This is a genomic window from Methyloversatilis sp. S146-33 (assembly GCF_059552495.1).
The window spans coordinates 81212-93445 of sequence record NZ_JCANOT010000018.1 but is presented as its reverse complement, the minus strand read 5'-3'; the positions used below and the strand labels follow the sequence as shown (position 1 = coordinate 93445).

General features: G+C 68.8%; 8 protein-coding genes. All 8 read left to right on the top strand.

Annotated features, from left to right (window positions below; all coding sequences use genetic code 11):
- The first annotated feature begins 74 nt into the window (after nt 1-74).
- Nucleotides 75-1025 carry an alpha-E domain-containing protein gene (locus AC51BJ_RS04680; protein WP_020165207.1) on the top strand — a complete coding sequence of 317 codons (951 nt, stop codon included), beginning with the start codon at nt 75-77 and terminating at the stop codon, nt 1023-1025.
- An 11-nt stretch (nt 1026-1036) separates the two neighbouring features.
- The gene (locus AC51BJ_RS04675) at nt 1037-1846 is read left to right on the top strand and encodes a transglutaminase family protein (RefSeq protein ID WP_430434532.1); all 810 of its coding nucleotides are present in this window, start codon (nt 1037-1039) and stop codon (nt 1844-1846) included.
- A 70-nt stretch (nt 1847-1916) separates the two neighbouring features.
- Complete coding sequence (locus AC51BJ_RS04670) at nt 1917-2651, top strand: proteasome-type protease (RefSeq protein ID WP_019917623.1); 735 nt, start codon at nt 1917-1919, stop codon at nt 2649-2651.
- 121 nt (nt 2652-2772) lie between these two features.
- Nucleotides 2773-5592: a bifunctional glycoside hydrolase/polysaccharide deacetylase family protein gene (locus AC51BJ_RS04665; RefSeq protein ID WP_496279479.1), complete on the top strand. Its 2820-nt coding sequence runs from the start codon at nt 2773-2775 to the stop codon at nt 5590-5592.
- Nucleotides 5555-9268 carry a tetratricopeptide repeat protein gene (locus tag AC51BJ_RS04660; RefSeq protein WP_496279478.1) on the top strand — a complete coding sequence of 1238 codons (3714 nt, stop codon included), beginning with the start codon at nt 5555-5557 and terminating at the stop codon, nt 9266-9268. The genes AC51BJ_RS04665 and AC51BJ_RS04660 overlap by 38 nt, the downstream gene beginning before the upstream one ends.
- Nucleotides 9269-9283: 15 nt before the next feature.
- The gene (locus AC51BJ_RS04655; protein ID WP_430434528.1) at nt 9284-9811 is read left to right on the top strand and encodes a penicillin-binding protein activator LpoB; all 528 of its coding nucleotides are present in this window, start codon (nt 9284-9286) and stop codon (nt 9809-9811) included.
- On the top strand, nt 9808-11199 hold the full coding sequence (locus tag AC51BJ_RS04650) for a PelD GGDEF domain-containing protein (RefSeq protein ID WP_496279477.1): 1392 nt from the start codon (nt 9808-9810) through the stop codon (nt 11197-11199). The genes AC51BJ_RS04655 and AC51BJ_RS04650 overlap by 4 nt, the downstream gene beginning before the upstream one ends.
- Nucleotides 11189-12190 (top strand): tetratricopeptide repeat protein, encoded by a 1002-nt coding sequence (locus AC51BJ_RS04645; RefSeq protein WP_430434526.1) that lies wholly within the window; start codon nt 11189-11191, stop codon nt 12188-12190. The genes AC51BJ_RS04650 and AC51BJ_RS04645 overlap by 11 nt, the downstream gene beginning before the upstream one ends.
- The last annotated feature ends 44 nt before the right edge of the window (nt 12191-12234 follow it).

Genomic DNA, 12234 nt, shown 5'->3' with positions numbered 1-12234 from the left:
CGCCCTTGGGGCGGCCCTGCGGGCGGCGCGACCGCTTCGTTCATCGACCCCGCCGATCACAGGATGATGCTCCCATGCTGAGCCGAACCGCAGACCACCTGTACTGGATGGCGCGCTACATCGAGCGCGCCGAGAACGTTGCCCGCATGCTGGACGTGAATTACCGCATGTCCATGGTGCCGCAGGCCGATGGCGGCATCGACGCCGGCTGGGGCGCTACGCTGTCGATCACCGGCCTGGAGGACGCCTTCCGCGCCAAGTACCCGGCGGCGACGATGGAATCGGTGCTCGAATTCATGGTGTTCGACGGCAGCAATCCGTCGTCCATCATGAGCTGCCTGCGCATGGCGCGCGAGAACGCGCATGCGGTGCGCGGCACCATCACGTCGGAGATGTGGGAAACCACCAACGACACCTGGCTCAAGATGCGCGACTACCCGCGCTGGAAACTGTCGGGCAGCGAGATCGGCGAATTCTTCGAGTGGGTGAAATTCCGTTCGCATCTTTCGCGCGGCGTCACGCTGGGCACCATGCTGCGCGACGAAGCCTTTCACTTCATCCGCCTCGGCACCTTCCTCGAACGGGCCGACGCGACCGCGCGCTTCATCGACGTGAAGTACCACATGCTGGTCGACGGCAAGGCGCCGCCCGACGCGGCCGCCGACTACTACCAGTGGAGCGCGCTGCTGCGTTCGGTGTCGGCCTTCGAGGTGTATCGCAAGGTGTACCGCGACCTGATCACGCCGGTGAAGGTGACCGAACTGCTGATCCTGAACGACCAGATGCCGCGCTCGCTGCGCACCAGCATGGTCGAGGTGTACGAAAACCTGCTTGCGGTGTCGAACTATCGCTCGAAGGAAACCCAGCGCCGTGCCGGCGAACTGCAGGCCAGCCTGAAGTTCGGCCGCATCGAGGACGTGTTCGCGCGCGGGCTGCACGAGTACCTGACGCAGTTCATCGTGCGCGTGAACGACCTCGGCAACCGCATTTCAAACGATTTCCTGGTTCCGATGTCATCCAGTTGAAGGAGATCGCCATGCTGCTCGATATCCGTCACGAAACCACGCTGCAGTACGCCAGCCCGGTCAACTACAGCATCCAGCAGTTGCGGCTCACGCCGCGCGAGGACTCGACCCAGCGCCCGCTGAACTGGCGCGTGCAGGCGCCGGGCAGCGCGCGCCGCTCGGTCGACGCGCACGGCAACATCGGTCACCTGCTGACGCTGGACCGGCCGCACAGCGAGCTGTCCATCGTCGTCAGCGGCACCGTGCGGCTGACCGACGCCGACGCCTGGATGCCGCGCGACAGCGGCACGCTGTCGCCGCTGTCCTATCTGGCCGGCACACGGCTGACCGAGGCGGACGAACAGGCGCACGCGATGGCCGCCAGCCATCTGCGGGCGCGGCGCGACACGGTGGGCGAACTGCTGGACCTCAGCGGCGCGGTCTGTGGCGCGGTGCGTCACCAGCCGGACTGCCTGCCGCCGGGTGGCGCCTCGATCGCGCTGGACGCCGGCTTTGGCTGCAGCGCCGACATCGCGCATGCCTTCATCGCCTGCTGCCGCGCGGCCGGGTTGCCGGCACGCTACGTGAGCGGCTACCTGATCGACGCCGCCGGCGATTGGGCGGCACCACATGCGTGGGTCGATGTCTGGCTGGCCAGCGGGCCGGCGCCCGGCGGCGAAGCCGGCTGGGTCAGCGTCGATGTGCTCGAACGCGCGCTGGCAGGCCACGGCTACTGCAGGCTGGCGGTCGGGCGCGACCATCTCGATGCCTGCCCAGTGCGCATGGCCGGCGGCGAGGCGGTCACGCGCACGCTGACCCGGGTGTCCATCCACACCCACTGACGCACCGCCGCACCGGGCAGCGCGCGCGCTGTCCGTCTAACATTCAACTTTTCCCTGACGGAAATCCGCCATGACCTACTGCGTGGGCATGCTGCTCGACGCCGGGCTTGTATGCCTGTCCGATTCGCGCACCAATGCCGGTGTCGATCACATCAACACCTTCCGCAAGATGAATCTGTTCGAGCGCCCGGGCGAGCGCGTGCTGGTGCTGATGAGCGCCGGCAACCTCGCGCTGACGCAGACGCTGGTGAGCCTGCTGCGCGAGCGCCTCGCCACCGACGGGCCCAACCTCTACACGGTGTCGAACATGTTCGAGGCGGCGCGCCACGTCGGCGACTGCCTGCGCGAGGTGCACGCGCGCGACGGCGAGGCGCTGAAGGAATTCGGCATCGAGTTCAACGCCAGCCTCATCCTCGGCGGTCAGATACTGGGCGAGGAGCCGCGCCTGTTCCAGATCTACGCTGCCGGCAACTTCATCGAGGCGACGCGCGACACGCCTTACTTCCAGATCGGCGAAGCGAAATACGGCAAGCCCATCATCGACCGCGTCATCCGCCCGGAAACCACGCTGGACGAGGCGGCAAAGTGCGCGTTGATCTCGATGGATTCAACCATCCGCTCCAACCTGTCGGTCGGTCTTCCGCTGGACCTGCTGGTGCTGCGCACCGGCGCGCTGAAGGTGTGCTCGCACACCCGCATAGACGCCGAGAACGCCTACTTCGAAATGATCCGCACCCGCTGGGGCGAAAGCCTGCGCGAAGCTTTCCATGCGCTGCCGTCGCCGGACTGGATTCCGCTCGCCTGAACGGGCTGCCGCCGGCGCGGGAGCGTTGTGCAGCGCAAATATCGGTCAAGTCGAGCCTGCAAGCTAAAGGTTCCCCCACAATGCGCCGTTCACCGGAAACCCTGTCGGCGCCCGTGACCTGATGCTTTCGACCTTTCGTTCGCTGCACCGCCCGCTTCTGTCGCGTTTCACCCGTCTGCTGTGCTTCGTCGCGCTCGCCCTGTTCGCCGCGACGGTCAGGGCGCAGGCCGGCGAGCTGCCGTCGGTTGCAATGCACTACGGTGCCGATGCCCCGCTGACGGCGATGAAGGCCTTCGATATCGCCGTGGTCGAACCCGACCATGGTTTCGACCCGGTCGCCTACCGCGGGCAGGGGCGCTCCGAACTGTTCGCCTACGTGAGCGTGGGCGAGGTGCATCCGACCCGCCCTTACGCGGCACGTATTCCGGAAGCCTGGCGCATCGGTCGCAATCCGGCCTGGAAATCCCTCGTGATCGACCAAGCGCAGAGTGCGTGGCCGGCCTTCTTCGCCGAACAGGTGATCGCCCCGCTGTGGGCGCGTGGCTATCGCGGCTTCTTTCTCGACACGCTGGATTCCTACCATCTGGTCAATGGCGTCGATGTCGTCGCCCAGCAGCAGGGCATGGTGGCCGTGGTGCGGCAGTTGCGCAGCCGCTTTCCCGGTATCCGGCTCATCTTCAACCGCGGTTTCGAACTGCTGCCCGACCTGCGCAGCGAGGTCTATGCGGTCGCCGCCGAATCGCTGTACCGCGGCTGGGACGCGAAGAAGAAGCGCTATGTCGAGGTCGGGCAGGCCGACCGCGACTGGCTGCTCGGACAACTGCTCGCGGCGCGCGACAAGTATGGCGTGACGGCGATCGCCATCGACTACGTGGCCCCGGCGGCGCGCGAACTGGCGCGCGATACGGCGCGACGCATCCACGCGCACGGCATCGTGCCCTACGTGACCGACGGCGATCTGCGTCACCTCGGCGTCGGCCTGGTCGAGGTGCTGCCGCGCAAGATCCTGTTCCTGTACAACAGCCGCGAGGCGGCGCGCGTCAACGTGTCCAGCGCACACCGCTACGCCGAGATGCCGGTCAATCACCTCGGTTACGCCGCGGACTACGTCGATGTGAACCAGCCGCTGCCGGACACCGTGCCGGCCGCGGAGTACGCGGGGGTCGTGAGCTGGTTCGACGGTTATGTCCCGCCCGCGCGCGCGACCGTGCTGGCACGCTGGATGGCGGCGCGCATCGCCGAGGGCACCCGTCTGGCGGTGTTCGGCTCCTTCGGTTTCGAGCCGGCGGGCGATTTCCTGCGCGAGGCCGGCCTGGCCTCCGTTGCGCCGGGGCGCGGCCGGCTCGACATCGCGTCGGCCGATCCGTCGATCGGTTTCGAATCACCGCCGATTCCGGAGCGCGGACGACTGGAACGGATACGCGTCAATGTCGATGCGGCACGGAGGCTGCTGACCGTGTCGGACGCCGACGGCAAGCGCTACGACGCGGTGGCGCAGATGCCCTGGGGCGGCTTTGCGCTGCATCCCTTCGCCATCCGCGTGCTGCCGCTGGAGGAGGCGCAGACGCGCTGGATCGTCGAACCCTTCGCCTTCATCCGCGATGCGCTCGCGCTGCCGCCGCTGCCGGTACCCGACACCACTACGCTCAGCGGGCGCCGCATGTTCTTCGCCCACATCGACGGCGACGGCTTCGCCTCTCGCGCGGAAATGAAGGGCCGTCGGCTGGCCGCCGAGGTGCTGCTCGATGACGTGCTGAAGCGCTACACCGTGCCGCACGCGATGTCGGTGATCGAGATCGAAACCAGCGCACAGGGGCCGTACGCGAAGGATTCGGCCGAGATGGAGGCGGTCGCGCGCCGCATGTTCGCGCTGCCGCACGTCGAGATCGCGTCGCACAGCTATACCCATCCGTTCTACTGGGACAGCGTCGAGCGCGGCGAGGCGAAGCGGGCCCTGCAGGGGTATTCGCTCGCGCCCGAGGGCTACGTGCCGTCGCTGGAGCGCGAAATCGCCGGCTCGGTCGACTACATCCGCAGTCGCCTCGCACCGCCCGGCAAGCCGGTCGGCCTGATGCTGTGGACCGGTGACGCCGCGCCGACCGAGGCCGCGCTGGACATGGTCGAGCGCCTCGGCATGGTGCAGATGAATGGCGGCTATACGGTGGCGAGCCGCCTCTATCCCAGCCTCGCCGCCGTGTCGGCACTCGGCACCTGGCAGGGCAGGCGCTTTCACGTTCATGCGCCGATCATGAACGAGAACGTCTACACCAATCTGTGGACTGGCCCGTTCTACGGTTTCGAGCGCGTCACCGAAACCTTCGATTTCACCGACAGGCCGCGCCGGCTCAAGCCAATCAACATCTACTATCACACCTATTCGGCGAGCAAACAGGCGGCGCTGGAAGCGCTGCACAAAGTGTACCGGCACGCGCTCGCGCAGCCGGTGCATCCGGTCTATCCGAGCGAATACGTGCGCATCGCGATGAACTTCAACGATGTGGTGCTGGCGCGCACGCTGGATGGCGAGCGTTACCGGGTACGCAACGCGCACCACCTGCGCACGCTGCGCCTGCCGCGCGAACTGGGCGTGCCCGACCTGCCGGCGTCGCCGGGCGTGGGCGGCTTCCGCGACGGTGGCGAGGGGCGTTACGTGCACCTCACCGCGGACGAGGCCGAACTGCGTCTTGCCGCGGTCGATCCGCACCTGCCGATGCTGGCCGACGCCAATGCCCGCGTGCTGTCGGCGACGCGCGACGGCGAGCGTTACCGCTTCGAACTGCGCGCCCACGTGCCGCTCGAATTCGCACTGGCGAACGCCGAGCGTTGCAGCGTTTCCGCCGACGGCCGCGCACTCGCCGCGCAGCGCCGCGACGGCGCGCTGACCCACTACCGACTGAGCGCCCATGCTGCGACGATCGAGCTACGCTGCCGCCTCGCTTGAGCGACCGCGCCTGGTTGCACCGCACGTGCTGCTCGGCATCGGTGCGCTGGTCGGCGTGCTGCTGGTGCTGCTCTATCCCTATCAGGCGCTGGTGCAATACACGATCAACGCCACGCGCGGCGACACGCTCACCGTCGTCTATCTGCGCAACCTGCTGCGCACCGATCCGCGGAACCCGGAACTGCGGCTGGCGCTGGTGCGGCAGTCGCTGGCGCGGCGCGACTACGAACAGGCGCGTGCCGATCTGGCGCCACTGCTGGCGAGCGACATCGATCGCGACACGCTGACCGAAGCGCGCTGGGTCGACTGGACGCTTTACGAGAGTGAGCTGCTGTCGACGGCGCCGTGGTCGTCGCGCCACGTCGAGCTTGAGGCGCAGCTGCCGCAGCGCCTGCGCGATGCGGTGGCGATCGACGGCCTCAACGAAATCAACCGGATGTCGCTGGTGCAACGCGCACTGTCGCGCGGGCAGGCGCTGCTGGCGCTGGACCTGATCGCCACCTTCCAGCGCGACGGCAGCGCAGTCGATCCGCGCCTGTACGGCCAGGCGGCGGCGGAACTGCTGGGGCAGGGCGAGTACGAGGGCGCGGCGCGCATGCTGCTGCTGCAGCGCAGCCGCGAGCCGGACGCCGCGGTCCGTCGCCAGCTTTTCCAGCAGGCGCTGCGCACGCTGCAGTCGGGCAATCTGCTCGATCTCGCGCTCGACACGGCAGAGCGCGAGATCGGTGAACTGGCGGACGACACCGAGGTGCTCTACTACCTGGTCAAGCTGGCGCGCGCCGCCAACCGTCCGGACGCGGCCGCCCGCTACGCGAAGCAGATGCTGAAGCTGTCGCTGCAGCAGCAGTGGCGCCGGGCCATGCTCGCGCAGGTCGGTTTCGACGCGCAGCCGTGGCGCGTCACCACCGGCGCAGGACCGGACCTGCCCTTCGACGACAAGATCTACACGCTGGGTTACGAAGCCTTTGTCGGCAATCGCCAGCTCGACGACGCGCAGCGCGTGGCCGCCTCGGCGGTGCGTCAGGCGCCGGACGACATGACGTGGCGCGAGCGTCTGGCCACCGTGTCCGAATGGGCCGGCAAGCCGCAGGAGGCGCTGGACCAGTGGCTCGTGCTGGCGCAGCGTACCGGCCGCGAAGACGCCTGGGACGCCGTGCTGCGGCTGGCGCCGGGCCTGCTCGACGACGAGGCGCTGCTGCCTGCGCTGCAGCACCGGCTGCGCCGCACGCCGGGTGACATGCGGCTGCTGGGCGAGATCGTCGCCGCCTACGAAAGGCTGGGTCGGCCGCGTGAGGGCATCGCCTTCCTGCAGAAGATCACCGCCAGCTCGCCCACGCCGCAGGCGCTGAAGGCGCTGGCCGATCTGGCCGAACGTGCCGGCGACATCGACCTCGCGCTGACCACGCTGGCGCGCCTCGATACCGTCGCTGCACCGGAGCCGGCGCGTGCGTCGCGCCGCGCCGCGCTGCTCATCGTGCGCAGTCGCTTCGACGACGCGATGCAGGCACTCGAATCGGCCAAGGTGGTGGCGACCGACGCCGACCGCGATTACTGGCGCCTGTATTCCTCGCTCGCCCTGCTGCTGCAGGACGACGACCGGGCACGCGCTGCGCTCGAACGGGTGACGCGCTTCGAGGACTCGGATGCCTTCGAACTGTCCGACCTGATCGAACTGCTGACCGACGTTGCGCCGCTGGCGGCGGCGCGCGAGGCCGAACGCGGCTGGCGACGCTATGGCGACACGCCGTGGCTGATGCGCACGCTCGATCTCTACGTGTTCGCCGGCCGGCCGCAGGACGTCGGTCGCATCATCGGCGACATGAGCGCCGCACAGCTGGCCGAGGCCGAGCGTGTGCCGGTGTTCCTGCAGATGCGCGCGCAGTGGCATCAGTCGGCGGGGCGTCGCGACCTCGCCTTCGCCGACTTCAGCGCCGCACTGACGCTGGTGCCGGATTCGGCCGACGTGCGCTCGGCGCTGCTGTGGCTGCTGATCGACGGCAACGAAGTGCGCGCGCTGCGCGATCTGCTGCTGCGCAAGGAACAGGCGTGGGCGCAGGACGAAGCGCTGCACGACGCGCTGGCCGCGGCCTGGCAGGCGCTGTCGCGACCGCAGGTGGCGCTCGATCGCTACATGCTGCCGCGCTTCGGCCGCAAGCGCGGCGACTTCCTGTGGATGATGAATGTCGCCGACGCGCTGGAACAGAACCAGGAGCTCGACCGTGCCTGGCGCCTGCGGCAGACGCTGTGGGCACAGGAGCGACCGCGGTTGGGCGAACTGGCCGCCGGCGACATCGGCCAGCTGCAGCGACTGGCACGGGTGCGACTGGCGAGGGCACAGCAGCCGGGCGATGCGTCGCACGCGCTGCTGCGCGAGGTGCTGCGGCTGGACCGCGCTCCGGACGGCCAGTGGTTGCCGGCTGCGCGCGAACTGGCGCTGTCCTGGTTCATCGACCGCGGCGAGTACGACGCGGTGCGCGGCTTCCTGTGGCACCAGTACGGGCGCGCGCTGAACCGGCCGCTGTGGGCCGACATCACCGCCGCGCTCGGGCAGGGCGACGTGGCGGCGGTCGGTGCGCTGCTCGAAACCTGGGACGAGCGCCTGCCGCGCTACGACCGCGTGAACAGCGCGCGCCTGGTCGGCGACCTGCGTCGTGCGCAGACGGCCGCCTTCGACACGATGGATGCCCAGCGCGACGACGCGCCGCTGCATCTGCAACTGTCCGATGCAATGCTCGATTACGCGCACCGCTTCGATCTCGACATCGCGCAGCGCGAACTGGGCGGCATCGACGAGCGACAGGCGAGCGCTACGCTGGACATGGCGATCGCGCCCGATCTGCGGATGAGTCTGGAGTTCGGCTCGATCTCGCGCAGTCGCGGCGACAACACGCAGTTCTCGGCGGTACCGGGAGAGAGCAGTTATCTGCTCGGCAAGCTCGCCTGGATGCACGACGACGGCACCACCCGCATCGCGTTCGGCCAGCGCGACGGCTTCGAAACCATCCACCCCTTTGCCATCGAGCGCGAACAGCGCATCGACAACCGGCTCAGCGCGTCGGCCGGCGTCGGCATCGACATGCCGGCGACCGAGAACCTCGGCCTGCGCGCGGCGGGCATGCGCGACCAGATCGACCTGCGTGCCAGTTACCGCGTGTCGCGCTATGACCGCGTCGGCCTGCAGCTGGGCGGCTACCGCTACCGGGCGCAGAACGGCCTGTCCATCGGCAGCGGCCGTCTGTGGCAGGCCGAGCTGGTGCATTCGATCCGTACCGAACTGCCGGACCTCGAAGTCAGCGCCTATGTCGCCGGCTACCGCTTCAGCCCGTCCGACATCGATCTGGCTGACGCGCGGGCGGTCGAGATCAAGCAGCGCCTGTTCGCCGACAGTGCGGCCGACGCCACCGCGCTGCGTCCGCAGAGCTTCAATCTGCAGGGGCTCAGGCTGACCCACAACATCCGCCTGCTGCGCGACTACACGAAGGCGCTGCGCCCCTTCGGCTCGATCGGCGTGTCGAACAACAGCGTCGCCGGCGCCGGTTACGACGTGTCGCTCGGCGTGGCCGGCAGCCTGCTCGGCACCGATCATTTTTCGCTGTCCTGGCGACAGGACAAGGGCGGTGGTGGCATCTTCGCGCGCACCACCGAATTCGCACTGCATTACCGACTGTTTTTCTGAACCGGGAGAGTTCGCATGAAACGCCTGATCACCTTCATCGCCGGTCTCACTGCCGCGCTGGCTCTGCTCGCCGGCTGCGCCGTCATCGACCACTCGGCGCCGTCCGGCGCCGACAAGTCGGCGGCCTGGGTACTGCTGCCCTTCGCCAACGCCACCGAAACGCCGTTCGCCGGCCAGCGCGCCGAAGCGGTGACCGAGAACCTGCTGCGTGCCCTCGGCGTCGCCAACGTGCAGCGCTATCCGTCCGATCTGCAGCGCGACAACCTGTTCGAGACCGGGCAGGCGAAGGACGACGCCAAGGCGATCGAATGGGCGAAGGCCCAGGGGGCGCGCTACGCCGTCACCGGTACGGTGGATGAGTGGCGCTACAAGGTCGGTGTCGATGGCGAGCCGGCCGTCGGCATCGCGCTGCAGATCGTCGAACTGGAGAGCGGTCGCGTGCTGTGGAGCGGCGTCGGCGGCAAGAGCGGCTGGAGCCGCGAATCGCTGGCCGCGGTGGCGCAGGAACTGATCAAGTCGCTGCTGGTGCCGGCGCTGAAATGAACGAACGCTCGCCCGGCGAGAAGCCGGTCATCCGGCGCACCGAAGAGCCGCTGCTGCGGCGCCTGATGGCGCGCTTCACGCCGACCGCGTCCGGTGCCGGTGCGGCGGCCGTGGCCGAGACGCTGGCCACGCCGCTGCTCGCGCTGCTGCTCGCCTTCTGGCTCAATCCGCTCGACCCCTTCTTCCTGCGGGCGCAGTTCGCCTGGGTGTGGCTGGGACCGGTGCTGGTGGCGCTGCGCTACGGGCCGATCCCGGGCCTGACCGCCAGCGCCATCGTGTTCGCCGCGTGGTTCGTGTTCGGCGAACTGGGCGTGGCGCTGGGCGAACTGCCCAAGCTGTATTTCCTCGGCTGGCTCATCACGGTGATGATCTGCGGCGAGTTCTCGTCGCTGTGGCGCAATCGCGTGCGCCGTGCCGAGAGCGTGCAGGCCTATCTCGAACAGCGGCTGGAATACCTGACACACCAGCACTATCTGCTGCGCCTGTCGCACGACCGGCTGGAGCAGGATCTGATTTCGCGTCCGGTGTCGATGCGCGACGCGCTGGTAAGTCTGCGCGCACTGGCCTCGGCACCCGGCTCGGCCGGTGATGCGCTGCCGGGCGCGCCGGACCTGCTGCGCCTGGTGGCGCAGTACTGCCAGATCGAACGCGCGGCGCTGCTGCCGGTCGATGCCGACGGCCGCCCCGATGGCGGCGCGCCGACCTATCTTGGCGCGCCGTTCGACATCAATGCCGGCGATCCGCTGATCGGCTTCGCTCTGGAGCGTCGCGGGCTGGCGCACGTGGCGCTCGACGACGAGCGCGCCGAGGGCGGTTCGCGCTATCTGGTGGTGGCACCGCTGAGCGACATGAGTGGCGCGATGCGGGCGCTGCTGGTGGTCGATCGCATGCCCTTCTTCGCGCTGCACGAAGAAACGCTGCAGATGCTGAACCTGCTGCTTGGCTACTACGCCGACGGCCTGTCGGCGAGCGCGCTGGCGGCCCCGCTGCGTGCGCGCTTCGCCGACTGCCCGCTCGACTTCGCCTTCGAAATGGCACGCATGTGGCGCGTCCGCGTCGAGTCCGGCGTCGCCAGCGCACTGGTCACGCTGGAATTCCCGGCGGGCGAGGAGGGGCGCGAACTGGTGCAGCAGATCGCCCGCATCCAGCGTTCGCTCGATGTGGTGTGGAAGGTCGACGGCGATGACCGCCCGCGTCTGCTGACGCTGATGCCGCTGGCCGGCAGCGCCGCGGTCGAAGGCTATCTGGCGCGTATCGACAACTGGTTGCGCCAGCACCGCGGCAGCGGGCTGGACGACAGCGGCGTCGGCAGCCGCATCAGCATGCTCGATCAGGTCGAACCGGTCGCCTTGCTGACCTCGGTGCTGAAGGTGCGGCATGGGCAGTAGCCAGCTCGCCTTCGCCGCGCTGCTCGCCGAGCTGACCGCCTTCTATGGCCTGGGCAGCATCGACGCACCGGACCTCGCGCTGTCCGCCTACCTGGCGGCACACGCACCGGCCAGCCTGATGCTGGCGCTGGCGGTGTACGCGCTGATTCCGCCGGCCCGCTCGAAGCCGCGCACCAGCGTGCTGTCGCTGCTGTTCAGCTGCATCTTCTTCGTGCCGGTACTCGGTTTCGTTGGCGTGCTGGCGGGCGCACTGATGCGCCACCTGCTGCCGCGGCTGAAGGCGCCGCAGCGCTTCTCGGCCGTGCGGCTGCCCGATCTGGACATCCACGAAAGCAGCGAGAAGTCGGCGGCCGGCTTCCGTCAGGCCGGCGTGCGCCAGTTCCTGAAGAACGAACGCGCGCCGGTGCCACAGCGTCTGCGCGCCATGGTAGCGCTGTCGCACGCGCCGTCGCGCATCGGTTCGCCGGTGCTGCGCGAACTGCTCGGTGATTCCGAAGACGACCTCCGCCTGCTCGCCTACGGCCTGCTCGACAGTCGCGAGAAGCGGCTCAACGCCGACATCCACGAAGCCCGTCAGCGTTACGCGGCAAGCCGCGACGCCGAACAGCGCAGCCGTGTCGCGCATCAGCTGGCGGCGCTTTACTGGGAGCTCATCTATCAGGGGCTGGTGCAGGGCGACCTGCTCGACTACGCGGTTGGCGAGGCGCTGCGCTATAGCGAAACCGCGCTGCAGACGCACGGAAACGACCCGGCGCTGCATCTGCAGCACGGTCGGTTGCTGCAGCAGATGGGCCGGCTGGAGGAGGCCGACGCGGCCTACCGGCGCGCGCGCGAACTGGGCCTGCCGGCCTCGCGCGTCGTGCCCTATCTGGCCGAACTGGCGTTCGCCCGCCGCGACTTCACGCAGGTGCGCGCGCTGTTGCAGACGATGCAGGACTGGGAAGGGCTGTCGCGGCTGCAGCCGGTGCTGAAATTCTGGGGGCAGGCATGAGTGCAACACTGATCGATCGGTTCGACCACAGCCTTCCTTCTTGC

What these genes read in the sequence shown, in the direction of transcription:
- AC51BJ_RS04680 (WP_020165207.1), top strand. Translation starts at nt 75, where the DNA reads ATGCTGAGCCGAACCGCAGACCACCTGTACTGGATGGCGCGCTACATC.
- AC51BJ_RS04675 (WP_430434532.1), top strand. Translation starts at nt 1,037, where the DNA reads ATGCTGCTCGATATCCGTCACGAAACCACGCTGCAGTACGCCAGCCCG.
- AC51BJ_RS04670 (WP_019917623.1), top strand. Translation starts at nt 1,917, where the DNA reads ATGACCTACTGCGTGGGCATGCTGCTCGACGCCGGGCTTGTATGCCTG.
- AC51BJ_RS04665 (WP_496279479.1), top strand. Translation starts at nt 2,773, where the DNA reads ATGCTTTCGACCTTTCGTTCGCTGCACCGCCCGCTTCTGTCGCGTTTC.
- AC51BJ_RS04660 (WP_496279478.1), top strand. Translation starts at nt 5,555, where the DNA reads ATGCTGCGACGATCGAGCTACGCTGCCGCCTCGCTTGAGCGACCGCGC.
- AC51BJ_RS04655 (WP_430434528.1), top strand. Translation starts at nt 9,284, where the DNA reads ATGAAACGCCTGATCACCTTCATCGCCGGTCTCACTGCCGCGCTGGCT.
- AC51BJ_RS04650 (WP_496279477.1), top strand. Translation starts at nt 9,808, where the DNA reads ATGAACGAACGCTCGCCCGGCGAGAAGCCGGTCATCCGGCGCACCGAA.
- AC51BJ_RS04645 (WP_430434526.1), top strand. Translation starts at nt 11,189, where the DNA reads ATGGGCAGTAGCCAGCTCGCCTTCGCCGCGCTGCTCGCCGAGCTGACC.